The organism is Asticcacaulis solisilvae (genome assembly GCF_017875235.1).
Taxonomy (GTDB): domain Bacteria; phylum Pseudomonadota; class Alphaproteobacteria; order Caulobacterales; family Caulobacteraceae; genus Asticcacaulis; species Asticcacaulis solisilvae_A.
Genome location: NZ_JAGGMI010000008.1, coordinates 77,776 through 102,581, shown reverse-complemented (window position 1 = coordinate 102,581; position 24,806 = coordinate 77,776). Strand labels below are relative to the sequence as shown.

Below are 24,806 nucleotides of genomic sequence, written 5' to 3'. Positions count from 1 at the left end.
TTGCACGGCGTCCATTCATGCGCTATAAACTGAACCAAATGGTTCAGTATTCATCCTTGCTCGATACCTCTTTCGCCGCGCTGTCGGACGCCACGCGCCGCGCGGTGCTGGAGCAACTCGGCCGTTCGGACGCCTCGATCACCGACCTGGCTGACCGCTTTCACATGACCCTGACGGGCATGAAGAAGCACGTCAGCGTCCTGGAAAAGGCCGGTCTCGTCACGACGGAAAAGGTCGGGCGCGTGCGGACCTGCCGGTTGGGGCGGCGCGCCATGGCGGAAGAGGCGGCATGGATCGCGCAGTACCGCCACATGTGGGCGGAACGATTTGATGCATTGGAAGATATTGTCGAAGAACTGAAGCAGAAGGAGAAGACGAAATGATCGACAAGGATAGCCGAACCACCGCCGAAAGGACCTCCGATCGTGAGTTCGTCATAACGCGGACCATCAACGGCCCGGCGCATATCGTATTCAAGGCATGGAGCGATCCCGAGCTGTTCAGGCGCTGGTGGACGCCCAAGTCGTTCGGCATGACCATAGTGTCCTGCGAAATGGATGTGCGCACTGGCGGCGGTTATCGTCTGGTCATCAGCCACCCGTCGATGGACCAGCCGATGGCCTTCTTCGGCAAGTATCTCGATGTCGTGCCGAATGAACGCATCGTCTGGACGAACGAGGAAGGCGAAGGAGAGGGCGCCGTTACCACCGTGACGTTTGAGGCCAGGGGCGATCAGACCCTGGTCGTCTGGCGCGACCTCTACCCTTCGAAGGAAGCGCTCGACGAGGCCATGGTGTCCGGCGCCACAGGCGGGTTCGACGAGCAGTTCGCCCAGCTGGAAGAGCTGCTTGGCACTCTGGGCGCCGACGCATGAGGCGTTTACGTCGAACCGCCGTCATGCTCGTGGTTACACGATCAGCGCCTTGAGCGTGGCGGCGTCAATCGTGGTTTCCGGCGCGCAATCGCCGGAGGCCGCGTAGCGCCCCAGGCTGTCCCGCATCTGTCGGGACACCGGGTCCTGCGCCTCCGCGCCGGTCAGGTCGAAGCCGCAGACGATCAGCTTGCCCTTGCCGCAGCGGAATTCGCTGACAAGCGCCAGGCTGCGCGCCGTGAACCAGTCGTCGATCACCCGGACAATCGGCCGCGTTCCCTTGGGCATCAGATCGACGCGCAGGGGCGCCGCACGATGGATGATGTACCACCATTGCCAGTTGGTGTGGCTATCGGTGGGAAACGCCGCGAAGGCGGGGTGCGCCGGGTCGCACAATATGCCCAGTGTCGTCGGCGCCTGCCGATTGGTCCAGCTGGTGTTCCAGAAGATGGCGGAAAAGCCCAGGGTCACCGGTTTGGTGTCAAAGTTCCGCACCTTCCCCCGCGGGATGGACAGGATGACCGTTTCGCCTTTGGCGGTCAGGTCCAGCGCAGTGTCGGCCGAATTGACGACCTTTACCGATGGCGCCGCCGGGGCGGACGTTGCGGGATAGACCCAGACATCCCAGTCGTTCTCGCACAATTGCGTCCCGTCTTCGCCCCTGACCCCGACGACCAGCCGGCAGGCCGTCGCCTTGGCCAGGAAGCCGAGGTCGATGTCGATCTGTCCCATGGCCTGGGCGGCGCCAATCGTTATCGCCGCCGGCGCCATCTCGCCCGAGCGCAGCACCTGGCCGTCCGCTTCCAGCCGCCAGTACGGCCTGGCGGCCGCAAGCGGCGTGGCGCCGAAATGGGAGATTTCCGCCTGGACCGTCAGGCGCTCGGCCGTCGTGAAGACGCGCTTCGAAAGCCGCGCCAGGGGCACGGTGACATTGCAAAAACGGCTGTATTCGGCGGCGGTGACGTACCCCTTTTCCCGCCAGAACGGATTGAGCACGCCGACCAGCGCCGTGCCCTGGCCCGGAAAATCATGCAGGTCCAGCAACTGGAAACCCGCCATGTTGGGCGTGCGAAGCGCGGATTCGATGTCTTCCTTGTAGAGCAGCGTCTGGAGCTTCCCCGAGGCGATCAGGAAATCCCGGGCATGCTGTGACAGGCCATTGTCCGCGAGGCGCTGGCGGAAGATCTCGAAATTACGCGGCTTGAGATAACCGGTATATTGCGAGACTTCATCGAGATCGGGATAGACGCACCACTGGCCGATTTCATGGCTCATGACCGGTACCTGGCGCTTCGCCATGAATTCGGAATAGTCGGTCACTGTTTCCGGCGGCTTCCCGTTGACCCGTGAATTCAACTGGTCGCCCCAGGCCTGGATGCGCGGTTCGGGAACGACGTGGAACTGGTTTTCCGGGATTTCGGGCCAGCCGGCGCCGCCGCTCCACAACATGCGCCCGTCGGCCTTTTTGTAATGATCGACATAGCGGCTGAGATAGGGGTTGCGGTCCTTGGGTCCGCTCGGCTCGTTGCCATACAGCATGAAGACGAACGACGGATGATTGCCATAGGCCTTAAGCACGCGGTCCGTTTCGTACAAGACCCAGGCATCGACCGGCTTGCCGTCGCCCAGCGTCGTCGAAGCATTGGCCCAGCAGGTTTCGACCTGGCAGTAGAAGCCCTGTTCGTCGGCGGCGTCGAACGCGGCCTTGGGCGGACAATAGGAATGGAACCGCATCAGGTTCAGGCCGAACGACCGGGCGATGCGGAAGATGCGCGTCCATGCCGCCTTATCGGTCGGGGGATGGCCCGTTTCAGGGAAGATGGCGCATTCCAGCGTGCCGCGCATGAAGGCCTGACGGCCATTAATCGTAATATGCGATGACGTTGTGCCCAGGTCGCGGAAACCGAAGCGGACGGAAACGGCATCGCTGGCTCCCAGCCGGGCCGACAGGTGATGCAGGTTCGGCGAAAATTCGTCCCAAAGCGCCGCGTCCGACGGGAAACGGACAGTCTCGTCCAGCCGCCCGCCTTCGGCGGTCCAGGTTACCGCCACGCGTTTTTTGAGGCCGCCATAGGTGAGTTCGACCGTGCCCGCGCCTGCCTTGGCCGTATGGGTCTTGATCCGCGCCACCACCCGAACGGTGCGCGTTTCCGCATTCGGATACAGTTGCAGGTCGTCGATCCAGGTCGCGTCGGTCGCCTTGAGCACGATATCGCCGGCAATGCCGTTCCAGTTGCCCTGCGTGTGGTCGCTTATGGCGTGGCTGTTGGTGCCGATATTGTGGATCAGGCTGTTGTCGACGCGGATGCTGAGGCGATAGGTGCCCGGTTTCAGCAGGCCCAGGTCATAGGCATGGGCGGTCGACAGGCTTTCGCACTGGCCGATGAAACGGTCATCCAGCCAGACACGCGTCTCCCAGTGCGAGCGCTCCAGGGACAGTTCCACGCGCTTTCCCGCCCAGGTCTTGGGGACGGTGATGTCGCGCTGATACCAGGCCGCGCCGGCATAATAGGTTTCGGGCTGAAGGAAAAAAGGGATCTTGAAATTGTCGGGCTGACGGTAAGCGGCATAGCTGTCCGCCGTATAATATTCACGGCTTTCCAGCGTGCCGGTCCATTGGGTATCCACGGACGGCGGCGCGCCCAGCCCAAGCGCCGGCAGGGCATGGGGCAGTTGCGCGCCCTGGCCGGCGCGGGCCGAAAACCAGGCTTCGGTTATGCCGATATTGCCGGGGTCGAGCCGGATCGACCAGGTCCCGTCCAGCGGAACATTACCCGACAAGGCGGCGCTGAAGGCTTGGGGCGCCAGTCCGGTCGCTGTCAATGCGGTGCCCGCGCCCAGGAGTTTGAGAAATCTGCGGCGTTCGACGCGTGGGCCGGATGGGGGCATGGCAGGCGCTTCCGTTTTTATATGTATTACATATTAGCCTAGCATCACTTTCGCCACGCACAATAGAAAGCTTGTGCCAATTGTAATAAAATTGAAATATGTGTTCCATATTGCGGTTGCGGAGGAAATGTGGAAGCGCTCCGGCTGGGTCGGAAGGCCTTCAGACGTCTTATGACTTCAGCATGGCGCATCGACCCGCACCGCATTGACGATCTTCAATATATCATTTAATCACGATATATGGATAAACACTCATCTCTTCAGGCGTTCGACGCCTTGAGCCAGGAAACGCGTCTCGATGCGCTACGGCTTCTAATCCAGGCCGGACCTGAAGGCCTGCCCGCCGGCGAAATAGCCGAACGGCTGGGCATCAGGCAGAATACGATGTCGGTCAACCTGAAAATATTGGCCCAGGCACGGCTGATAACCAGCGTACGTGAGGGCAGGATAATCCGGTACGCGGCCAACTATGCTGCGATTCAGGGGCTTATCCTGTTCCTGATGCAGGATTGCTGCGGCGGTCGCAAGGAGCTGTGCCAGCCCGTCCTCGACCAGGTGCGGTGCTGCTGATGTACAGTTTGGATCGTCGACTGTTTGCCGAATTCGCCGGTACGCTCCTGCTGCTGGCGACCGTCGTCGGTTCGGGCATCATGGCTGAAAGCCTGGCGGGCGGGAATGCCGCTGTGGCGCTGCTGGGTAATACGCTGGCGACCGGCGCGATGCTGGTCGTGCTGATCACCATGCTGGGGCCGGTATCCGGAGCGCACTTCAATCCGGCGGTGACGCTGCTGATCGCCGCAAAACGGCAACTGTCCGTAGCCGAAGCGCTGGCATACATGGTCGTTCAGGTCGCCGGCGCGGTGTCCGGCGTCTGGCTGGCGCACGTCATGTTCGGCGAGGAAATCATGCAGGTCTCGCTCAAGATGCGGACAGGCCCGGGGCAGTGGCTTTCCGAAGGTGTAGCGACTTTCGGGTTGATCCTGACCATTTTTGCCACGCACCGTGCACGGCCGGACTTCGTGCCCGTCGCCGTCGGCCTCTATATCACGGCGGCCTACTGGTTCACGGCCTCGACCTCGTTCGCCAATCCGGCGGTGACTTTTGCCCGGTCGCTTTCCGACACCTTTGCCGGGATCCGGCCCGTGGATGCACCGGCCTTCATGGCGGCGCAGATTGCGGGCGCACTACTGGCGCTTGTTATCTGTACCTGGTTTCTCAAGCCTGCGGAGGCATAGCATGACCGATGCCATGCGCTGCCGCCGGTGATCACGCCACAGCCTCGATACTGACGCCAGGCAGCGGCTGGGGCGGGGCGGCTGAGAGTTCGAAGCGGATGTCGCGGGCGCGGTAGTCGAGCGTCACCGAGGCGAACTGGCGCAGATAGTCCATGCCGATCAGCAGGGCAGGGCGCGACTTCGTCTTCCACAACGCGAAGTCCGGCACATCGGCGATGATCAGCGTGCCGTTGGTGAAGGCCAGGTTCTGCAGCCGGATGCGGCCGACCGGCACGACCTGGCCGGTGATTTCGCCGCCGGTGACGCCGGTCAGGGTGACATAGGCCTGGGGCGCGAAGATCTTGTTGCGCGTGGCCAGGGCGTTCATCAGCGAGGTGTTGCCGACCGACACTTCGGCGCCGGTGTCGATGAAGGCGATCGACGCGACGCTGTCGGTCAGGCAGTCCATTATGCGCAGATAGCCGCCGGTGCCTTTGGCGCGGACGTGGGTGACGTCGGGCCGGGCGGTCTCGGCGATATCGCCGGCCTCTTCGACGCGCAGCGCGCGGTTGGCGAAGTCGAAGGTCACCTTCGTGCCGTCGATGGCGTCGAGCCCCAGATAGCCGTCGGAGACCACCGACGCGCGCGGCAGGACCGGCAGGGTCAGGCCATGGCGGCGGAACGGACCGAAGCCCAGTTCACGGACGCGGACGGTCGAGGCCGCGACACGCCGGGCCATGCCGGTCACCATGACGGACGGTCCCGCGGGCAGGTTCAGCCGGGCGGCCACGTCGTCGGACAGGACGGAACGCTCGGCGCCGGTATCGACCACGAAGCGGAACGGCCCCTGGCCATTAATCATGACCTCGACCGTCAGTCTTTGGCCTGGGTCTTCGCGCGCGGCCAGGCGGATGCCCTTTCCGTCAGGCTCGATCTGTTTCGCCGCCTGGGCGTTGAGGATCTGGGCCGTGCCCGCGTGCGGCAGCAGGCCCAAGCTTAATCCCGCCGCCAGCAGGCTCCGGCGCGGCCACCGTGTGTCGCTTCTTTTTGTCATGCCCATCCCCGATCCCGCGCTTTCCGGCGGGTGGCTGACTGTAACACTGTTCCGCCAAAGCGCCAGTGCGTGCGAACGGCTGAAGAGCGTGCACTTCAGCACTTTTCCGATCCTGATAATATCCACGCCCCGGCCACATCGCATTTCGCACCTCCGGCCCCTAGTTTCCCCGCTCCCCCTCTCACATCCGGAGCGCGTCATGCCCAAGATCACCACGCTTGAAGAAGCCTTCATCCACGAACTGTCGGACATCTACAGCGCCGAGAAGCAGCTGACCAAGGCCTTGCCGAAGATGGCCAGGGCCGCCAGCAACGCCCAGCTGGCCGCCGGTTTCACCCAGCACCTCGAAGAGACCCAAGGCCAGATCGAGCGCATCGACCAGGTCGTCGAAAGCCTCGGCATCAAGCTGAAGCGCATCAAGTGCCTGGCCATGGAAGGCCTGGTCGCCGAAGGCGGCGAAATCATCGAGGAAATCGAAAAGGGACCCGTGCGCGACGCCATGCTGATCGTCGGCGCCCAGAAGGTCGAGCACTATGAGATCGCCTCTTACGGCAGCCTGATCACGGTCGCCAATTCGCTGGGCTACACCGAAGCGGCCGAGCTGCTGAAAGAAACCCTGGCCGAGGAAAAGGCGACCGACGAGAAGCTGAGCCAGCTGGCCCTGTCGGAAGTCAACCAGGAAGCCATCGCGGCCAATGCCGCCATGGAACCCGCGCAGTAAACCGTGCGTATGGCCCCGCTCCGGCGGGGCCATTTTTTGTGCCCGCGATCCAGCGGCTGGGCTGTTCAATTCATCGAGAGTAGGTTCAATGGTAACGAAAAGCGAAGACCAGGTGTTCACCAAGGCGAAGATCGACGACGTCACGATCCCGCAGGGGCCGGGCGGCGAGACCCGCCAGCAGGCTGGGCCCGACCAGGCGGTCCTGACGACCACGACGGGCGTGCCCATCAGTGATGACCAGAATTCGCTCAAGGCCGGCGCGCGCGGTCCGGTCAGCCTCGAAGACTTCCATCTGCGCGAAAAGATCTTCCATTTCGACCACGAACGCATCCCCGAACGCGTCGTCCACGCCCGCGGTTACGGCGCCCACGGCTTTTTCGAAACCTATGACAGCCTGGCCGATGTGACTTCGGCCGACCTGTTCCAGCGCGCGGGGGAACAGACGCCGGTCTTCGTCCGCTTCTCGACCGTCGCAGGCAACAAGGGCTCGTTCGACCTGGCTCGCGACGTGCGCGGCTTCGCCGTCAAGTTCTATACGCGTCAGGGCAACTGGGACCTGGTCGGCAACAACATTCCGGTCTTCTTCATCCAGGACGCGATGAAGTTCCCCGATGTCGTCCACGCCGCCAAGCAGGAGCCCGACCGCGATTTTCCGCAAGCGCAGACCGCCCACGACAACTTCTGGGACTTCATCTCGCTGATGCCGGAATCGATGCACATGGTCATGTGGATCATGTCCGACCGCACCATTCCGCGCAGCTACCGCATGATGGAAGGGTTCGGCGTCCACACCTTCCGCATGGTCAATGCCAAGGGCAAATCGACCTTCGTCAAGTTCCATTGGCGGCCCAAGCTCGGCTCGCAGTCGGTCGTGTGGAATGAGGCGGTCAAGATCAACGGCGCCGATCCGGACTTCCACCGCCGCGACCTGTGGAACGCCATCCAGTCGGGCGATTTCCCGGAATGGGAACTGGGCCTGCAACTGTTCGATGAGGATTTCGCCGAACGGTTCGACTTCGATGTGCTGGACGCCACCAAGATCATCCCGGAAGAGCTGGTGCCGCTGCGCATGGTCGGCCGGCTTGTGCTCAACCGCATGCCGGACAACTTCTTCGCCGAGACCGAACAGGTCGCCTTCTGCACCCAGAACATCGTGCCGGGCCTCGACTTCACCAATGACCCGCTGCTGCAGGGCCGGAACTTCTCGTATCTCGACACACAGCTGAAGCGCCTGGGCAGCCCCAACTTCACGCAGCTGCCGATCAATGCGCCGCGCTGCCCGTTCGCGCACTTCCAGCAGGACGGCCACATGGCCTTCATGAACCCCAAGGGCCGCGTCAATTACGAGCCCAACTCCTGGGGGCCGGAACTTGGCGAGGATGCCGGTCCGCGCGAGAGCGCCGAAGGGTTCCGCAGCTTCCCCGAGCCGGTCGAGGGCGCGAAGCTGCGCATCCGTCCGGAACTGTTCGCCGACCACTACAGCCAGGCGCGCCAGTTCTACATCAGCCAGACCGAGATCGAGCAGGCGCACCTGCAGAACGCCCTGATCTTCGAACTCAGCCGCTGTGAACGCGAGGACATCCGGGCGAGGATGGTGTCGCACCTGCTAAACATCGACGAGACTCTGGCGCGCATCGTCGCCGAAGGGCTGGGCCTGGCGAAACTGCCCAAGCCCGCCCAGGCCAAGATGCCGACGCGCACCGATCTTCAGCCTTCGGACGCGCTCAGCATCCTCAAGAAGAACCCTGGCACGCTGAAGGGCCGCAAGTTCGGCATCCTGCTGGGCGACGGCGCCGACGCTGCGCTTTATAACGCCATTGTCGAGGCGGCGACGGCGGCGGGCGCGGTCGTCGAGGTCATTGCGCCCAAGATCGGCGGCGCGGAGCTGAGCGACGGAACGATCGTGACGCCGCAATACAAGGTCGACGGCGGCCCGTCGGTCCTGTTCGACTTCCCGGTCGTGCTGGCGTCCGAAACCGGCGCGGAAAAGCTCGCCAAGCTGCCGCCGGCGCGCGACTTCGTCTCGGATGCCTTTGCGCACTTCAAGTTCGTGGCGCATTCGCCGGGCATCGTGCCGCTGCTGGAAAAGGCCGGGGTTATCGATGATCTCGACGACGGTTTCATCGAACTGGAAGGCCCGGAGGCGGTCGGCGCCTATTTCGAAGCCTTGGGTGAGATCCGCCACTGGGCGCGCGAAAAGGCGATGGTCGCGCTCAATCCGGACCTGCCGTCGGCGACCTGAACTGAAGGCCGGCCGTGTTCGTGATCGAAATCTTCCTGCCGCTCACCGACAATGACGGCCGGCCTTTTCCCGCCCATCTCTATGCGGCTGAGCGTCAGGCCCTGACCGAACGGTTCGGCGGCCTGACGATCTATTCCCGCGCGCCCGCGGCCGGCCTGTGGGCCCAGGACGATACGGTCGTCAGGGATGACATCGTCATCTTCGAAGTTATGGCCGATCAGTTGGAAGCATCGTGGTGGACGCAATACCGCGTCCATCTTCAGGCCGCCTTCCGCCAGGACAGTCTGCTTATCCGCGCACGCGACACTGTGGTCCTCTGATGACTCGAACAGCGTTATCGCACTGAAACATATTGGTTTTTTATCGTTTCGGACGCTTGCATGGTGCAAGTCCGCGAAGGACCGGTTTCAATTTGCAATTCAATATAAAGCGTATCCAATGCCTGTTCGTAACTTCTCTCCCGCCCTGAAAAACCCCTCCGACCGCGATGCCGATCGCATCGCCATCGAATTCGTCCCGCAGCCTGGAGACGACCCTGCCGCCGATCACGCTGTCATCATCGAACTCAAGCACGGCGCCACGGAGGACCAGGCCAAGGCCCTGCACGGCCAGTTGAGCCTGCTTGGCGCGCGCATGTTCCTCCGCCCGGCCGGACAGGGCGCCTTACGCACCGTCCCCTTACAATCGCACCGGTGAAAACCATCGCCCACCTGCGCGCGTACATGCTGAGATGACCACAAAGGAGATCCGCATGAGCCGCCGCATTCTGATTACCGGCGCCAGTATCGCCGGGACCTGCGCCGCCTGGTGGCTGACGCGCCATGGCTTCGACGTGACGGTTGTCGAGAAGGCGCCGGCCTTTCGCGACGGCGGCCAGAATGTCGATGTGCGCGGCGCCGGCCACGAGGTTATCCGCCGCATGGGCCTGGAAGCCGCCGTCAAGGCGCGCAATACCGGCGAACGTGGCTCGGTGTGGGTCGATGAGGACAATGAGATCCTGGCCCGGTTCGACGCCGATGAGCTGGGCGACGACGGCCCGACGGCCGACCTGGAAATCCTGCGCGGCGACCTGGCGCGCCTGCTGTACGACGGCGTCGCGGCGCGCGCAGCCTTCCGTTTCGGCGACCATGTCACCGCGATACGGCATATTGGCGACGAGGCCAGCGTCACCTTCAAGAGCGGCCGCACCGAAGCCTATGACATCGTCATCGTCGCCGAAGGCGTGGGCTCGGCGACGCGCGAACTGGTCTTTCCGGGCGAGAACCAGCCGCGCTGGATGGACATCACCATGGCCTATTTCAGTATCCCCAAGGGTGAAAACGACGGCGAGCTCGGCCGCTGGTACAATGCCACGGGCGGGCGAGGGGTGCTGGTCCGTCCCGGCCCGGACGGTATGACCCACGCCTTCCTGACGCTTCAGGCCCATGGCGAACAGGATTGGTCGCCCGCGCAGCAAAAGGCCTATATGCGCGAGCGTTTCGAAGACGCCGGCTGGGAAACGCCGCGGATTCTGGACGGCATGATGGCCTCGGAAGACTTCTATTTCGATGTCCTGCGCCAGGTGAAGATGCCGCGCTGGTCGTCGGGCCGGGTGGTGCTTCTGGGCGATGCCGCCTGGTGCGCCACGCCGCTGGCCGGTATCGGCACCACCCTGGCGCTGACCGGCGCCTATGTTCTTGCTGGAGAACTGTCGCGGTCGGACAGTCCCGCCAGGGCGTTTCACGCCTATGACCGCCTGATGCGGCCCTTTGTCGAGGACGGCCAGGGCGTGCCGAAGTTCGCGCCCAAGCTCCTCAATCCGCGTTCGCGCACGGGCCTTGCGATATTGCGAGCTGTTATGCGCGTGCTTGGCCTGCCGGGCGTGCGTGAAGCGGCGTCCGCGCTCCTGACGGGCAAGACGAAGGACATTGTGCTGCCCGACTATGCCGGGGACGAGGGTGTGGTCTCCACACGTCTTTCCGCGACCTGATGATCGAAACGTATTTCGAATTTATTCTTAACGGCCTAGGTCCGTGTCTCGTAGCGCCCGATCAGGGGCAGGTGAGCAAGATGCCCCAGAAACGCAAGATACTTATTGTCGAGGACGAAGCCGGTATCCGGAACGTCCACACCATCTTTTTCGAGCTTCAGGGCTTCGAGGTCGACACCGTGGGGGAGGGCCGGCTGGCCATCGAACACGTGCGCTCGAACGACTATGAGGTCGTGGTCCTGGACCTGGGCCTGCCGGACATCGATGGCCTTGATGTCCTTCAGGAGATTCGCGGATTTTCCAGCGTCCCGATCATTGTCATGACGGTGCGCACGGACGCCCGGTCGATCAACGAGTCGCTGTCGCGTGGCGCGACCGACTATATGAACAAGCCGTTCAAGCCCGAGACCCTGCTGCGGCGGATCAATGGGTTGTCGGTGACGCCGGCGCACTGACCGCGTTCCGCTTACGCCTTTACCTGCTTCGCCTGGGTCAGCGAAAAGAACACGCCCATTTCGGCGTTCCGGATCAGCCCGAATTGCCCTTCGATCGTCACCTGGGTCTCCGTCCAGCGGACGGGCCTTACACTGCGCACCTCGATCACTTCATTCGGCTCGCCCGGCGGATGGAACAGGCAGACCGGCGTGTTGACGCCGAGCAGAAAATGTCGCGTCATGTCGAGGCCGTCGAGCGGAAGGATGAAACCCTTTATTTTCACGGGCTTTCCGGCCATGGCTTTTACGTCCGGCGTTGGGGTCAGGCTGTAAAGCCCTGATTTGCGGCTGAAACTGACCTTGCAGGCGCGGAGCTTGGGCCAGACAGGGTCCCTGGAGCGGGGAAGGTTGTTCTGGTAGGCGCGCTCATTTTTGAGATCGCCAGCCTCCTGTTCACGCCAGCCGCTGAGCAGGAGGAAGGCGGGCAGGGCGGATAAAATCGACCGGCGGTGCTTCATGCGCGCAGTTCCTCGTCATCGCGGGCAATGGACATTCGCAGGGTCGGGCCAAGCGCGCTGAGGACGCTCAAGACGACGGCGGCGCTATAAAGTGTCAGGGCCTCCCGAAACGGCACGGCGCCGGATACCGTCAGGCCATGGGAGGCGAGCATGCCGGCCAGGACCGATTGACCGGCGACCGCCAGAATGCACCCGCCAAGCAGGGCCAGGTGCGTGATCAGAAGCGACTCGCCGATACTGAGCAGGGCCAGGTCGCGGCGTGACATGCCCAGGAACCGCAGGAGCATGAAGTCCCTGGCCCGCCGGTTCAGGCCCTGCATTAGCGAGAGGCCAAGGATCATGACGGCCAGGGCGCCGAATATCGCTGAGACGATCGTCGCCCCGTCGATCAGCGGCCGCGCCAGCGCCATGAGCTTTGCCAGTTCCAGGCGCGGACTGGCGGCGCTGAGGGTTTCGGAGTCGCTGATCAGAACCGGGAGAGACGCCTGGGCGATTTCGGACGTAAAGCGCACCAGCACCGCGTTGACGCGGCTATGGGGCGCGGTTTCGGTGTGATCGTGTTCGCCGCCATGGTCATGAACGCGTGCGATGGATGCAAGGTCGGCCAGCAACAGGTGATCGAGGACGCCGCCGGTCGGGGCCAGGATGCCGGTTACGGTATAGGCGGCGTCGTGAGCGTCGCCGTCCGCCGCGAGGCCATGGCTGGATGTCAGGCGTACGCCGGGTTTGAGCTTAAGCGACCGCGCGGCCTCGGAACCCGCGACGATTTCCAGCGGCTGGCGCCACGTGCGTCCGTCCGTCAGGCGCGCGCCGTAGAAGGGTGCGATGTCCGGCGTGGTCCAGACGATCCGGTGGCCGCGATAGCTGTCGCCCATCGCGACCGGCACCTGCATCCGGACGAAGGGCCGGACATCGTCCATGGCCAGCCTGGCCTGGACCCTTTCCAGTTCCAGCAAGCCCTGGGCCGGGGTCATCTGGAGCGCGCAGCACAGCGCCAGGTCCAGTCCCGAGCTTTTCGGCCCGACCACCATGTCGGTTTCGGAAATGCGGGTTTTTACGGCCTCGGGGATCGCCGACTGCGCCCAGAAGATAAGGCAGAGGCCAGCGATGCTGAGCGCGCCGACGCCTATGGTGAGGCAGGTGGAGCCCCAGCGGCGCAGCAGGCCCTGAAGGACGAAACGCAGCCGGATCATGCCACGGCCTCGGCCGGCAGGGCCAAAAAGAGCGTATCGTCCAGCCGCGGCAACAGCCTGCGCTCATGGGTGGCGATGACGGTCGCGATCCCTTCGTCGCGGCCAAGGTCCAACAGCAGGTCGATAAGCCGGTCGCCGGCCGCTTCATCCAGCGCCGCCGTCGGTTCATCGGCCAGCAGCAGGGCGGGCCGGTTCATCAGCGCCCTGGCCAGCGCCACCCGCTGCATCTGTCCCTGGCTGAGGCGGTCGGCGCGGATGCTGGCCAGAGGCGCGACGCCCAGGCGCTCCAGCAGGTTCGTCGCGCGGTCGAGGTCGCGCGCCAGATGCGCGCTGGCCCGGGCGATCTGCAGGTTATCCATGACCGACAAGGAGTCGATCAGCCGGTAATCCGCGAAGACAAAGCCGATCGCGCGCCCGCGCAGCCGCGCGCGGCCCGCTTCGGGAAGGCGCCAGAGCGGCTGGCCGTCGATGATGACCTCGCCGGCGCGTGGGCGCACCAGCCCGGCCAGGGCCAGAAGAAGCGACGTCTTGCCCGAGCCCGACGGCCCGCACAGGGCCAGGGTGCCGCCGGCGTGCAAAGTCAGGTCGGGCAGGCCTATCGATTGCCTGCCGCGTTCGACGCTCAGCGCCCGTGTTTGGAGGATCGTTTCCGGCATCGAACCCTGATTTCCCGCTTGATATGGAATGTAACGTTATAATATAACATTTCGTGCGTCAATTCAGATAAGGAAGTCTCCATGCGCCCAGTGTCCGCTTCATCAAGGTCGAGCCGCTTTTTCGATGTGCTGGCCATTGGCCTGTCCGGCCTGTGCGTGGCGCATTGTCTCCTGCTGCCGGCGTTCATTGTCGCTCTGCCGATGCTTGGAGCATTCTCGGATGAACACTGGGTCCACCAGGTGCTGATCAGCGCGGCCGCGCCGGTAAGCCTGTGGGCGGTGGGCCGGTCGGGCTTGTGGCGGCGTCCGGACATTGGTGTGCCGATGGTCCTGGGCCTGGCGTTGCTGGCGGCCGCGGCCTTCTATCCGCCGCTCGAAGCCCATGAAGTGCCGGTGAGTGTCGCGGGCGCGCTTCTTCTGGCGTTCACGCACTTCAGGAATGCGAGACTGGCACATAATTCGCGACGCGCGAAAACCTGACCGGCATATGCGCAGGTTATAGCGAAACTGTGAGTTGCCCGCTGAGAGGCCGGCCGGTATTTCTAGACCGGCCCAAGGCGGCCTGATATGGCGCGAACGCCTTATGCTCGCTTAGTTCCTGTAAAATAATCCATTTTTTCAATCGACCTATTTTTTCGAGGAAGGATGCTTCATGGCGCTTTTCACCGGCACGAATGGCCCAGACAGTCTGACAGGCAGCGATGGCGACGACACTATCCAGGGCCTGGACGGCAACGACACCCTGCAGGGCGGCAATGGCAAGGATATGCTGTATGGCGGCGCGGGTGATGACCAGCTGAGCGACGCGTCCTTCTATGTCAATGTGCTGGATGGCGGCATCGGTAACGACACCCTGACCGGCGCCGGCTCGCTGATCGGCGGTGACGGCCATGACCTGTTCGACCTGAAAGGCTCGCAGGCGGGCTATTATGTCATCGGCGGCGAAGGCAATGATACCGTCACCAGCAGCCTGAACCCCTCTCTGCCGGTCGGCGCCAAACTGGAGGGCGGCGGGGGCGATGATGTGATCACCCTGTTCGGCTATGATGATGAGTATTACGGCAATACAGCCCAGATCACGATCGAAGGCGGCGAAGGCAATGACAGCCTGACCGGCAACGACACGATCAATGGCGGCGCCGGCAATGACACCCTGGTCGCCGACCACCTCGCGGTCGTGACGGGCGGTGCCGACGACGACCTGCTGGTACTGGACGGCGACTTCAGCCGTTACACCGTCACCATGGACGGCAGCTTCATGAAGTTTACGCGCGATACCGGGCTGACGGTCCGGGCGATGACCATCGAAACCGTGCGTTTCTCCGACGGCGACGTCGCGGTCGCGGATCTGGGCGCCGGCAGCATCATCACCGGCACGTCTGGCCCCGACAGCCTGACCGGCACGGGCTTTTCGGATTCGATCAGCGGACTGGACGGCAACGACACCCTGGCCGGGCTCGGCGGCAAGGACATCATCTCAGGCGGCAACGGCGCCGATGTGATGGCCGGTGGCGACGGCAATGATTCTTTAAGCGGCGGCGCCGGGGCCGACAGCCTGGACGGCGGCATCGGCAACGACACCCTGTATGGCGACGGCACATATACTGGCACCAGCGCCGCGGACACGCTTATCGGCGGTGACGGCGACGACTTTCTGTGGAGCGCGGGCGGGAACACCATGCTCTATGGCGGCGCCGGCAAGGACCAGTTGTCCGGTCCCGCCATGCTGATGGACGGCGGCGCGGGCGACGACCTGATCTACGCCCAGGCCAGCACCGTGCTGGGCGGCGACGGCAATGACCGGATCACGGCGACGTTTGGCGCACAGACGTTGAATGTGTCGGGCGGCGAAGGCGACGATACAATCATCGGGTGGGGCACGAATGACACCCTGGCCGGCGACGGCGGCAACGACACCATCACTGGCAGCGGCACGCTGAACGGCGGCGCCGGTGACGACACCCTGACCGCGACGCTCACCTACAACAGTTCGCTTTCCGGCGGCGACGGGCTGGACGTGCTGACCGGCGGCGTCGGTTCCGATGCGCTGGATGGCGGCGCGGGCGCCGATACGCTTACCGGCGGCGAAGGCTTTGACGTGCTGAAGGGCGGGGCCGACAACGACAGTTTAAGCGGTGGCAATGGCAATGACAGCCTTTGGGGCGGCGCGGGCGCGAACATTCTGGACGGTGGCGATGGCTCCGACCGGATATTTTATGGCGATATTAATGGTAAGGTGTTTGTCGACCTGGTGCATCAGACGGCGATCCAGTACGACCGCATCACCGGCGCCGAGCTGGCGCGCGATACGATATCCAGCATCGAAGGCGCGTCGGGCACGACGGGCAACGACACTCTGCTGGGCGACAATGGCGCCAATGCCCTGGGCGGCGATGCCGGCAATGACGAGATCGGCGGCGGCTTCGGCAACGATACGATCCTGGCCGGGGCGGGCAATGACACGGTCTATGGCGGCGATGGCGAAGACACGGTGTTCGGCGACAGCGGCAATGACTGGATTTCGGGCGGTGACGGCTCGGACACCATCGACAGCGGCTCGGGCAACGACACCATTGTCGCCGGGGCGCGCTGGGACACGCTGATCGGCGGGGCGGGCGACGACAGCCTGGACGGCGGGCTTGAGAACGACCGGATGTGGGGCGGCAGCGGCAACGACACCTACGTCGTCGATCATGTCGGCGATCGCGTCTATGAGCTTTTCGGCGAAGGCACCGACACGGTCAAAAGCAGCATCAGTTTTGCCCTGACGCCCGATGTCGAGATCCTGTACCTGACCGGCACGGCGGCGCTTTCGGGCACAGGCAACGGACTGGACAATGTCCTCCACGGCAATTCCGGCAGCAACGCGCTGTCAGGCGGACTTGGGAATGACAGCGTGAACGGCTGGGAGGGCAATGATACGCTGGACGGCGGCCAGGGCCACGACAGGCTGTCCGGCGGCGTGGGGGCCGACAGGCTGACGGGCGGCGCGGGCAATGACGTGCTGGGTGGCGGCGTGGGCCTCGACCTGTTCATATTCGGCGAGGCCGGCGTCGACGGCATCGACCACATCGTCGATTTCCAGCACGGCCTCGACCTGCTTGTCTTTAACGGGCCCGCCTACGGCTTCCGGCCCGGCCACGTTCTGACGGCGTCGGAGTTCACAACCGGCACGGCGGCGGTCGGGTCGTCTACGCAGTTCGTTTGGGACAGCACGGCGCAGACGCTTTACTGGGATGAGGACGGCGACGGCGCGGGCGCGGCGATCGCCCTGGCCCTGATTTCCGGCGGCGTAACGCTCACGGCCGACGACCTGTACTTCACATTATAGGGTCCGCATACCGACAGGGCCGGATGTTGCCGGTGACACGCCGGCGGCATCCCTTTTGCCGGGTGTTTACGAACGGCCCGTTCAATGGAATTAAAACAATACGATCATCGGCTTAAGCTCGTACATGCATTGCCGCTGTGGCAAGAATCCGAGGAGTGAGAAATGCCGGAAACACAAGTTGGATGGCTGTTGGCCATTCTGGTAGGCGCGGTCGCGGGTTGGCTCGCCGAACAGGTCATGAAGTCGAACCAAGGGCTTCTGATGAATATTGTCATGGGTGTCGTGGGCGCGATCCTTGCGAACCTGCTGCTGTCCATGATGGGTATTGCCCTGGGCGGCGTTGTTGGATACCTGATCGCTGGCTTCCTGGGCGCCTGTCTGCTGATTGCCCTGGGACGCATGCTTCGTCGCCGAAGCGTATAGAGCGCATACATCGACGATCAAAAATAAGCGCCCGAAATGGGCGCTTATTTTTTGCATAAGAGGTGATTAGCCGGCGGCCCGGGGCGCCGTCACGGCGAAGCCCGGACCGCCAGCGATGGAGCGTTATGGAACGCGTGGCTATTCTCCGCCGGTTGGCATAAGGCTGCAATGCGGAGCCTATGGCCCGGCGGTATTATCGGGCGGGGTGGACCTCACCAACGGGCCTGGTTGTTAACAGCAGTGACTTCGGCGACCGCGCCGTCGAGCTCCAGCCGGACCTGGCCCGATGTCACGCCTGCCGGCAGGCGCACGCTCACGGTCGCGGTTTTGGGGAGAAGATCGGCGGGCGCGGGCAGGGGCGTGATGCGCTGCCGCGCGATTTCGCGGCCTGTGGCGTCGGTGATGATGGCGGTGCCTGTGGGTGTCGGCTGGGCGCCCAGCGAATGGACGCGGATCGACAGGCTGCGGCCGCTCCGGCGCAGGTCTTCGGCGGCGATGCCGATGTCGGGACGGGTGGCGGGATCGGTGCCCGGCGTGATGCGTTCGAAATCATAGACCATGGTCTGACGTGGCGGCAGGCTGAGGCTTATTCCGGTGCCCCGTTCCAGCGGCGCGGTGCGTTTGAAGACGGCGTCGGGGACATCGTCGCCATTGGCGTCGACGCCACCGTCGATGCGCCATGTCCCGGTCAGGAGCTGTGCGCCGATCATTTCGGCGGTGACGGCCTCGTCCGACAGGTTGTAGGCGATGACGCGGAAGCGTTCGGGGTTGCCTTCGGGGATCAGGATGGCGACATCCTCGGCCTTGCCGCCGGCGAAGCGCCAGCTGACCAGGTGGCCGGGAAAGTAGGCGTTGCGGCGGTGGGCGACGCCGCCCAGCCGCGTCCTTTGCAGCAGTTCGGTCGGGACGCTGACCCGGTCCGACCACAGGTGCGCCTCGGTCAGGACGGGCATGCGGCGCGTCGTGGTCTCGATTTCGCGGCCGTAGAGGGTTTCGAGCACAGTCTTGTCGCCGGTCTTTTGCCAGCGGACGAACTGGGCGAATTCCGCATCGCCTATGCCGCCGAGATTGCGGTCGACGGCGCCGCCGCGTCCGCCGATCTCCCCCGAGACGACGCGGGCGGCCAGTTCGGGACCGCCAGGCGCGCGCGCCAGCAGGTCGGCATTAATCTGCGACAGGCTGCTTAAGGCCCCGCGCCGTAGGTCGGCGTCGAACGGACGCAGGTATTTGCTGTCACCGGTCCAGCTCCAGGCCGCCCAGAAGAGATGCGCGCCGCTTTGTACGCCGTTGCCGGTCGCCTTGTCGGTCGCCCATTCGATGTCGGACGGGAAGGTCCAGTTGCCCTTGTCGTCCCTTCCATGCGCCAGCCAGCCGTCGGCCACCTCCAGCAGCAGTTTTTTGGTCTCCGGCGCGCCATTATAGTCGACCAGCAGCAGGCCGGGGTGGGTCAGAAGCAGGCCGAACGGCCTTTGCCAGCCGAGATGGCCTTCGCGGGCGATGTGGGTGCCAGAGAAATACGCGCTGACCTGGTGGCGGTGGCCGGCCGGGTTGGTTTCGAACAGGCGCGGATATTCGCGCGCCGTGGCCATGGCGCGTTCGATGGCCGTCGGATTGCCCCAGTCCATCTGCAGGCTTTGGGCGACCGCATTGATGCCTTCCTCATAGGAATGCAGTTCGTCGGTGGCGATGCGGCTCAGGCCCCCGCTCCACATGCCGTTGGTGTAGGTGGCGTCGAGCATCTTGCGCTGCGAGGCGATATAGCGGTCAGGATCGACGCCCATGACGGCCAGCCCGACCCAGGCATTGGTCAGGTCGGTGTCGTCGCTCAGGCCGCCGCCGAACTCGCCGTTTTCGACCTGGCGGTTATCGATCCACCAGTCGATGAAGCGCTTGTAGAGCTTCAGGTCCTCGACCTGCCGCCAGGCCCACAGCGGTACGCCTTCGGGGGGCTTGGGGTGGGTGAACGGACCGTAGGGCTGTTCGGGGTTCTTCTCGACCCAGTAGGCGCGGGCCGTTTCATTGCCGGGATCGACCCGCAGCACGTCGGAAATGTCGCGTTCGAAGCGCGTCCATAACGGATAGGCGCGGATATTGGGCTGTTCTTCGACGAAAAAAGCCAGGTTGTCGCGCGCCTGTTCGAGGCGGTCGGCGACGTGTTCGGGTTTGGCTTCGGCTTCGGGTTTGAAGACGAGGCGGACCTGCGCGCCGTTGATCGCCTGCGCGTCGAAGCCGCCGCCCGCCGCCGCGATCGAGATCATCAGGCTGGCTGTGGGCGGCAGGATGCGGTCGCGCGTGTCGAGCCACAGGGTGCGGGCTTCACCGGGCTTGACCGAGACATTGATGTCGAGCAGGTCGCGTTCGGGCCAGTTGGGGTCGCGGACGCGGATATTGAGCGGCAGGAGATCGCCGTGGGTGGCGCTGGCCTTCATGGCCGGCAGGTCGATCGCGATGCCGTCGAGCCCGGCCGCCATGTTCTGCCAGCCGTAGGAAAAGCGCGTCGGCGCTTCGCCCGGGCGGATGTCGCGGAAATCGCCGGGGACCAGGATATGGACGATGGGCTGGCCAGAGGCGGGCTTGGGGGCTGGCTTGGCGGGCTTGCGGGCCGCGCCCCTGGGCAAGGCCACGGCGACATTGCGCTCGCCCGCGACCACGCGGCCATCGATAAAGCCGCGCAAGGTGTCGAGCGCCGGGTAAAGCGCCGGATCGGCGGAGGCGTCGACCGTGTAGCTTAGGGTGGCCATGCCCGGCGGGACCTCGCCTGGCGTGACATAATAGGCCGCGATCTCCTGGATCGGCGTTTCCTGCACGGTGTTTTCGAAGCGTAGGCGCCCGCCGCGGTGCTCGGGCAGGTTTGTCGATGTGCGTTCTGCGCCTTTCGGACGGGTAAAGACGGTCGCGCCGCCGGCGGTAAGCTTGCCGTGGGCAGCGCCGGTCAGCTCGATGCGGTTCCACGGCTCGTCGGGCAGGGTCAGGTCGTAAGCCCTGCCGCCTTCAGAGTAGACGTTCCAGTCGGGCAGCTCGAAATAGTCGTGGCGGCCGGGCAGGCGCGAGCGGTTATAGACGCCGGGCCAGGTCGTTTCACGTATGCCGTCGGCGCCTCTGAACATCCGGGCCTTCATGTCGCGGGTATCGGTGAATTCGACCTTGCGGATGCGGGTGACGGACGCGGTAAGATAGGCCGGCGCCACACCGTCGAAGCCGAAGCGTCTGCGCCACTGGGGCGTGAGATCGGTGGGGGCGGCGGGCAGGGCGGGCGTTTCCCCGCGCGCCAGGGCGGCTATGCCTGCGTCCTCCAGCATCCGGTCGTAGATGCGCAGTTCGTCCATGTCGCCCGAGCGGCGGAAATTGTACATGGAATGGACCTGGTAGGGCGACAGGATACGCTGGAACGGTCCGAAGCCATAGAGGCCGGTGTCGTAGACGGCCGTTTGATCCTTGCGGGCGGCGGGTTTGCCGTCGATCCACAGCCGCACACCCGTGGCTTCGTCCCAGGCGAAGGCGATATGCACCCATGCGTCCTTTGCTGGCACGCGGTCCATTTTGAAGGACACGCGCGTGCGGCTGAGATTGGTGTCGGTGACGAAGGCGTCGAAGCCGTGACCGTTCCAGTCGATGCGGAGCCAGGTCATATCCCAGCTGGTGCCGTCGGCGCTGCCGACGCGGAACACGGGGAAGGGCTCCCGGCCCAGGGGCTCGCGCGGGCGGAACATGAAGGCGAGCGTGCCGCGCTGGGCGTGAATATTGCCCGGGGCCTGCCACGCCAGGGTCAGGGTGTCATTGAGACCGAGCCCGGGGCCCCTGGCGCCGTCGGGGATGGCCCTGGCGCCTGCGGCGAACAGCGGGGCCGCGGGGCCGGAGGCGGTCTCCGCCGTCAGGCCGGTATCGCCGGACAGCGAAAACAGCAGGCCGTCATCGGCGTATGCGGCCGGGGCGAGCGCATAAAGTGCCAGTACCGCCAGGATGCCGCGTTTCGCCATGTCGTTTCTCTCGTGCGAACAGGATGGGTCCGTACTGTCTCACCATGGCTTGGCGGGTTTGTCGATCATTTTCGAGCGAAACTTGGCAAGTTCGGTCATGACGGGACGGAAACCCTGATGGTGAGGTTGGCACCGCCAGAAGGGCCCGGTGGGCGGGGTCCGCGTACGCGCAACGGCGGAGGATCGCAGATTTTACTCTGGACCAGCCTTGCCGGGGATGGCCACGCAATGGTCATAAGGTGGAAACATTTTCGCCAAAATCGGCCAATAGGACTCCCGACCGATAAGTTTTTTATAAGGAAGATTTCGCTAATTAAAGTAAATGCTGGTAAACCATGTATTGGTTGTCCATGTAAAACAATGACATAAAGTATAGTAAATTTGAGTAAACCATGTTCTTGAATAACTTATTTTGCTTGCTTATGGATTTTTTATTTTCCTGAGGTGGAAATTTACCTTCGGATAACTTTGGGCACGTAAAAGTCGATGTGCGGTGTTTTGACGCGTCATTCGCAATCGTCGCGTGTGTCAGTTCCAGTAGTGTGAGTAAAGCGTAATGGTTGACTACTATATCTCCCCGACCGGCCATAATTCGAAGAGCGGCATCGGCATCAACAATGCCACCAGCCTCAGCCAGTTGGACGCCATCCTCGGCAAGGCTCAGGCCGGTGACCGTGTCCTGATCATCGCCGACAAGGGCGACTACCAGATCAACAAGGCAATCAATCTGACTCACGGCGGAACGGACGCCGGCAACATCATCATCAAGGGCGTTTCGTCGTCGGGCGCCGACATGAACGCGACCTTTGTGTCCAGCCGCGCCGAGACCTATACGCCCCATTCCGTCCAGGGCCAGGAAGTGTTCAAGCTGCTGGACGGCGCCAGCCACCTGACGTTCGAAAACATGAACTTCCAGGACGTGAACACCGCCTTCCGCCTGGCCGGCAAGCTCGAGGGCATTTCGCTCGAACACATGACCGCCGACAATATCAACCGCTTCGTCTATAACCTGGCGAGCGGCTCGGCGACCGACGCCACGGTGTCGGGCCTGACCATCAAGGACGTCGACGTCACCGGCTTCGCCAAGGCCGTGGTCTCGCTGCGCTATGACACGAACAATGTGCTGATCGAAGGCGTGTCGGGCGACAGCCAGCACATCGACGGATCGAACTTCGCCACCGGCGTACAGCTCGACGGCACGGTCCATGCCGTCGTCGTCAAGGACACGCAGATGGGCAATATCACCGACACGGTGAACAAGTACTGGAACGGCGACGGCTTCGCGGCCGAAGAGGGCGTCCACGACCTGGTCTTCATCAACACCTATGCCTACAACAATACCGACGCCGGCTACGACCTGAAGTCGACGGACACCACGCTGATCAACGCCGTGGCCGAAGGCAACACCCGCAACTTCCGCTTCTGGGCGACCGATACGGTGCTCGAGAACGTGTCGGGGATCGATCCGGTCTATCACGGCGGCAGCTCGACCCTGCCTTCGAACATCTGGCTGGCGGCCAATGCGAAGGTTTCGGTGAAAGATTCTGAATTCACGGATAAATCGGGCAAGGCCCTGCTGTTCGATCTCAAGAACACCGGCGCCGAGCTGAGCGTCAGCAACATCCTGACCAATCAGGCCGACGCCGCTGATATCCTGAAGTCTTCGTCGTCGAAGCTGATAGGCTTTGTGACAGACGTGGTCACCGGTCCGGTGACGCCGGTTGAGCCCAAGCCCGCCGAACCCAAGCCTGCCGAACCCAAGCCTGCAGAGCCCGTCAAGGGCGTCACGCTGGACGGCAGCGACGGCAACAATACGCTGAACGGCGGCACCGGCGGCGATGTCCTCAACGGCAAGAACGGCAAGGACGCCCTCAACGGCGGCGCGGGCGCCGACACCCTCGACGGCGGGCGCCACGAGGACGTGCTGGACGGCGGCGACGGCAATGACATCGTCTATGGCGGCGTCAATGCCGACACGATGGCCGGCGCGGCGGGCAGCGACCGTCTCTATGGCGACCTGGCCTCGCTGACGGCCGGCGTCACCGGCGGCAACGACAATATCACCGGCGGCGAAGGCGCTGACACCCTTTACGGCGACGGCGGCGCGATGGCCGGCGCCGGGGGCGGCAAGGACTACCTGTGGGGCGGCAACGGCAATGACGTCATCTACGGTGACGCGCAATCGTTGACGAACGGCGCCAAGGGCGGCCGCGACATGCTGTACGGCGACGACGGCAACGACAGCCTGTACGGCGATGGCGCGACCTCGAGCGCCTCTTCGGGCGGCGACGACGTGCTGAACGGCGGCAAGGGCGATGACGTGCTGAGCGGCGGCGGCGGCAACGACACCTTCGTCTTCGACGCCAAGGGCTTCGGCAAGGACATCATCACCGACTTCAGCCGGTCCTCGGGTAATACCGACAAGATCGACATCAGCAAGCTGAAGGTCTCCTACAACGACATGACCATCAAGGTCGTCGGCAAGGATACCGTCATCAGCTTCGCCGATGGCGACAGCATCACGGTCAAGAACTTCACCGGCCTCACCAAGGACGACATCATCGGCGCCGTCGCCGCCCAGACGCAAACCTCGGCTCCGACCGTTAGCACGGCCGGCGAGATCAAGGCCACCGAAGGCGCCGACGTCATCCGCGGCGGCAACGGGGCGGACCGGATCTACGGTCTCCAGGGCAATGACGCGCTGTTCGGCGGCCTCGGCAACGATACGCTTTACGGCCGCGCCGACAACGACACCCTGTACGGCCAGGACGGCAAGGACAACCTGATGGGCGACGACGGCAACGACGTGCTGATCGGCGGTATCGGCGACGACATCATGAGCGGCGGGGCGGGGATCGACACCTTCGTCTTCGCCAAGGGCGACGGCAAGGACGTGATCTCCGGCTTCGAAGGCCAGGACTTCATCGATTTCCGCGCGACCGGGCTGAAGCTGGCCGACATCGGTATCTTCGATACGGATGAGGGAACCCTGCTGAAGTACGGCCTGGACAGCGTCCTGCTCAAGGGCGTGGACCACGTCGACACGCACCACTTCATCTTCGGGTCGTAAGACGAAGGCAGGTCCTGCGCCGCACTGACATATCAAACAGAATGCGCCTGGCCGGTCGCCAGGCGCATTTTCTGTGGATGCATTGCAAGTCTAGATCGTGACGATTGAAATATCACGTTATTGTCTTGAACGCGTGGCAGTATCCGTGTGCACGCATTTCGGGGCGAAAGGGTGGCGCCATCGCCCTGGATCCGCCGGGTGATCCAGTAGGTATTCCGTAGCGTAAACTTCAGTTCCCCTGTCC

Annotated in this window: 20 protein-coding genes; 14 read left to right on the top strand and 6 right to left on the bottom strand. The window is 63.8% G+C overall.

From position 1 onward, the window contains the following. Positions 1-38: 38 nt before the first annotated feature. A complete protein-coding gene (locus tag J2X24_RS14425) occupies positions 39-383 on the top strand; it encodes an ArsR/SmtB family transcription factor (RefSeq protein ID WP_209723308.1) in 345 nt (114 codons plus the stop codon). Then, on the top strand, positions 380-874 hold the full coding sequence (locus J2X24_RS14420) for an SRPBCC family protein (protein WP_209723025.1): 495 nt from the start codon (positions 380-382) through the stop codon (positions 872-874). The genes J2X24_RS14425 and J2X24_RS14420 overlap by 4 nt, the downstream gene beginning before the upstream one ends. A gap of 33 nt (positions 875-907) precedes the next feature. Here the strand turns inward: J2X24_RS14420 and J2X24_RS14415 are convergent, their stop codons facing one another. Further along, a complete protein-coding gene (locus tag J2X24_RS14415) occupies positions 908-3,760 on the bottom strand; it encodes a twin-arginine translocation signal domain-containing protein (RefSeq protein WP_209723021.1) in 2,853 nt (950 codons plus the stop codon). A 240-nt stretch (positions 3,761-4,000) separates the two neighbouring features. On the opposite strand from J2X24_RS14415, the gene J2X24_RS14410 reads away from it, so the two are divergent. Together J2X24_RS14410 and J2X24_RS14405 are read left to right on the top strand one after the other, a co-directional pair. Beyond that, entirely contained in the window at positions 4,001-4,330 is a 330-nt protein-coding gene (locus tag J2X24_RS14410) for an ArsR/SmtB family transcription factor (protein WP_209723018.1), read from the top strand. Continuing rightward, positions 4,330-4,995 carry an MIP/aquaporin family protein gene (locus J2X24_RS14405; RefSeq protein ID WP_209723015.1) on the top strand — a complete coding sequence of 222 codons (666 nt, stop codon included), beginning with the start codon at positions 4,330-4,332 and terminating at the stop codon, positions 4,993-4,995. Before J2X24_RS14410 ends, J2X24_RS14405 begins: the two co-directional genes overlap by 1 nt. Before the next feature lie 31 nt (positions 4,996-5,026). On the opposite strand, the gene J2X24_RS14400 is transcribed toward J2X24_RS14405, so the two are convergent. After that, on the bottom strand, positions 5,027-6,028 hold the full coding sequence (locus J2X24_RS14400; RefSeq protein WP_209723012.1) for an aspartyl protease family protein: 1,002 nt from the start codon (positions 6,026-6,028) through the stop codon (positions 5,027-5,029). A gap of 199 nt (positions 6,029-6,227) precedes the next feature. Here J2X24_RS14400 and J2X24_RS14395 point away from each other — a divergent pair, with 199 nt between their 5' ends. The 6 genes from J2X24_RS14395 (at position 6,228) to J2X24_RS14370 (ending at position 11,415) form a co-directional block, all read left to right on the top strand. Further along, positions 6,228-6,749 carry a YciE/YciF ferroxidase family protein gene (locus J2X24_RS14395; RefSeq protein ID WP_209723010.1) on the top strand — a complete coding sequence of 174 codons (522 nt, stop codon included), beginning with the start codon at positions 6,228-6,230 and terminating at the stop codon, positions 6,747-6,749. Positions 6,750-6,837: 88 nt separating this feature from the next. After that, a complete protein-coding gene (locus tag J2X24_RS14390) occupies positions 6,838-8,991 on the top strand; it encodes a catalase (protein ID WP_209723007.1) in 2,154 nt (717 codons plus the stop codon). Positions 8,992-9,005: 14 nt separating this feature from the next. Then, a complete protein-coding gene (locus J2X24_RS14385; RefSeq protein WP_209723004.1) occupies positions 9,006-9,311 on the top strand; it encodes a hypothetical protein in 306 nt (101 codons plus the stop codon). A gap of 118 nt (positions 9,312-9,429) precedes the next feature. Further along, a complete protein-coding gene (locus tag J2X24_RS14380; protein ID WP_209723001.1) occupies positions 9,430-9,687 on the top strand; it encodes a hypothetical protein in 258 nt (85 codons plus the stop codon). 55 nt (positions 9,688-9,742) lie between these two features. Continuing rightward, positions 9,743-10,960: an FAD-dependent monooxygenase gene (locus J2X24_RS14375; protein ID WP_209722998.1), complete on the top strand. Its 1,218-nt coding sequence runs from the start codon at positions 9,743-9,745 to the stop codon at positions 10,958-10,960. 80 nt (positions 10,961-11,040) lie between these two features. Next, the gene (locus J2X24_RS14370) at positions 11,041-11,415 is read left to right on the top strand and encodes a response regulator transcription factor (protein ID WP_209722995.1); all 375 of its coding nucleotides are present in this window, start codon (positions 11,041-11,043) and stop codon (positions 11,413-11,415) included. 11 nt (positions 11,416-11,426) lie between these two features. Here the strand turns inward: J2X24_RS14370 and J2X24_RS14365 are convergent, their stop codons facing one another. Genes J2X24_RS14365 through J2X24_RS14355 form a run of 3 tightly spaced genes read right to left on the bottom strand, consistent with a single transcriptional unit; the run spans position 11,427 to position 13,761 of the window. Beyond that, positions 11,427-11,912, bottom strand: coding sequence for a DUF3299 domain-containing protein (locus J2X24_RS14365; RefSeq protein WP_209722992.1), 486 nt, complete (start codon positions 11,910-11,912; stop codon positions 11,427-11,429). Next, entirely contained in the window at positions 11,909-13,105 is a 1,197-nt protein-coding gene (locus tag J2X24_RS14360; RefSeq protein WP_209722989.1) for an FtsX-like permease family protein, read from the bottom strand. Before J2X24_RS14360 ends, J2X24_RS14365 begins: the two co-directional genes overlap by 4 nt. Further along, positions 13,102-13,761, bottom strand: coding sequence for an ABC transporter ATP-binding protein (locus J2X24_RS14355; protein WP_209722986.1), 660 nt, complete (start codon positions 13,759-13,761; stop codon positions 13,102-13,104). The genes J2X24_RS14360 and J2X24_RS14355 overlap by 4 nt, the downstream gene beginning before the upstream one ends. Positions 13,762-13,842: 81 nt before the next feature. On the opposite strand from J2X24_RS14355, the gene J2X24_RS14350 reads away from it, so the two are divergent. The 3 genes from J2X24_RS14350 to J2X24_RS14340 all read left to right on the top strand — a co-directional run bounded on the left by J2X24_RS14350 (position 13,843) and on the right by J2X24_RS14340 (position 17,515). Then, complete coding sequence (locus J2X24_RS14350; protein ID WP_209722983.1) at positions 13,843-14,241, top strand: MerC domain-containing protein; 399 nt, start codon at positions 13,843-13,845, stop codon at positions 14,239-14,241. Positions 14,242-14,413: 172 nt separating this feature from the next. Further along, positions 14,414-17,092, top strand: a complete 2,679-nt coding sequence (locus J2X24_RS22790) for a calcium-binding protein (RefSeq protein WP_209722980.1) — start codon at positions 14,414-14,416, stop codon at positions 17,090-17,092. Between the two features lie 162 nt (positions 17,093-17,254). Further along, on the top strand, positions 17,255-17,515 hold the full coding sequence (locus tag J2X24_RS14340) for a GlsB/YeaQ/YmgE family stress response membrane protein (protein WP_209722977.1): 261 nt from the start codon (positions 17,255-17,257) through the stop codon (positions 17,513-17,515). A 212-nt stretch (positions 17,516-17,727) separates the two neighbouring features. On the opposite strand, the gene J2X24_RS14335 is transcribed toward J2X24_RS14340, so the two are convergent. Then, entirely contained in the window at positions 17,728-21,492 is a 3,765-nt protein-coding gene (locus J2X24_RS14335) for a LamG domain-containing protein (protein ID WP_209722973.1), read from the bottom strand. Between the two features lie 556 nt (positions 21,493-22,048). Between J2X24_RS14335 and J2X24_RS14330 the strand changes: the two genes are divergently transcribed. Continuing rightward, positions 22,049-24,562: a calcium-binding protein gene (locus J2X24_RS14330; protein WP_209722969.1), complete on the top strand. Its 2,514-nt coding sequence runs from the start codon at positions 22,049-22,051 to the stop codon at positions 24,560-24,562. Positions 24,563-24,806 lie beyond the last annotated feature (244 nt).

Excerpts from the sequence above, each read along its gene's own strand:
- J2X24_RS14425 (WP_209723308.1), top strand. The coding sequence starts at position 39 with ATGGTTCAGTATTCATCCTTGCTCGATACCTCTTTCGCCGCGCTGTCG.
- J2X24_RS14420 (WP_209723025.1), top strand. The coding sequence starts at position 380 with ATGATCGACAAGGATAGCCGAACCACCGCCGAAAGGACCTCCGATCGT.
- J2X24_RS14415 (WP_209723021.1), bottom strand. The coding sequence starts at position 3,760 with ATGCCCCCATCCGGCCCACGCGTCGAACGCCGCAGATTTCTCAAACTC.
- J2X24_RS14410 (WP_209723018.1), top strand. The coding sequence starts at position 4,001 with ATGGATAAACACTCATCTCTTCAGGCGTTCGACGCCTTGAGCCAGGAA.
- J2X24_RS14405 (WP_209723015.1), top strand. The coding sequence starts at position 4,330 with ATGTACAGTTTGGATCGTCGACTGTTTGCCGAATTCGCCGGTACGCTC.
- J2X24_RS14400 (WP_209723012.1), bottom strand. The coding sequence starts at position 6,028 with ATGACAAAAAGAAGCGACACACGGTGGCCGCGCCGGAGCCTGCTGGCG.
- J2X24_RS14395 (WP_209723010.1), top strand. The coding sequence starts at position 6,228 with ATGCCCAAGATCACCACGCTTGAAGAAGCCTTCATCCACGAACTGTCG.
- J2X24_RS14390 (WP_209723007.1), top strand. The coding sequence starts at position 6,838 with ATGGTAACGAAAAGCGAAGACCAGGTGTTCACCAAGGCGAAGATCGAC.
- J2X24_RS14380 (WP_209723001.1), top strand. The coding sequence starts at position 9,430 with ATGCCTGTTCGTAACTTCTCTCCCGCCCTGAAAAACCCCTCCGACCGC.
- J2X24_RS14375 (WP_209722998.1), top strand. The coding sequence starts at position 9,743 with ATGAGCCGCCGCATTCTGATTACCGGCGCCAGTATCGCCGGGACCTGC.
- J2X24_RS14370 (WP_209722995.1), top strand. The coding sequence starts at position 11,041 with ATGCCCCAGAAACGCAAGATACTTATTGTCGAGGACGAAGCCGGTATC.
- J2X24_RS14365 (WP_209722992.1), bottom strand. The coding sequence starts at position 11,912 with ATGAAGCACCGCCGGTCGATTTTATCCGCCCTGCCCGCCTTCCTCCTG.
- J2X24_RS14360 (WP_209722989.1), bottom strand. The coding sequence starts at position 13,105 with ATGATCCGGCTGCGTTTCGTCCTTCAGGGCCTGCTGCGCCGCTGGGGC.
- J2X24_RS14355 (WP_209722986.1), bottom strand. The coding sequence starts at position 13,761 with ATGCCGGAAACGATCCTCCAAACACGGGCGCTGAGCGTCGAACGCGGC.
- J2X24_RS14350 (WP_209722983.1), top strand. The coding sequence starts at position 13,843 with ATGCGCCCAGTGTCCGCTTCATCAAGGTCGAGCCGCTTTTTCGATGTG.
- J2X24_RS22790 (WP_209722980.1), top strand. The coding sequence starts at position 14,414 with ATGGCGCTTTTCACCGGCACGAATGGCCCAGACAGTCTGACAGGCAGC.
- J2X24_RS14340 (WP_209722977.1), top strand. The coding sequence starts at position 17,255 with ATGCCGGAAACACAAGTTGGATGGCTGTTGGCCATTCTGGTAGGCGCG.
- J2X24_RS14335 (WP_209722973.1), bottom strand. The coding sequence starts at position 21,492 with ATGGCGAAACGCGGCATCCTGGCGGTACTGGCACTTTATGCGCTCGCC.
- J2X24_RS14330 (WP_209722969.1), top strand. The coding sequence starts at position 22,049 with ATGGTTGACTACTATATCTCCCCGACCGGCCATAATTCGAAGAGCGGC.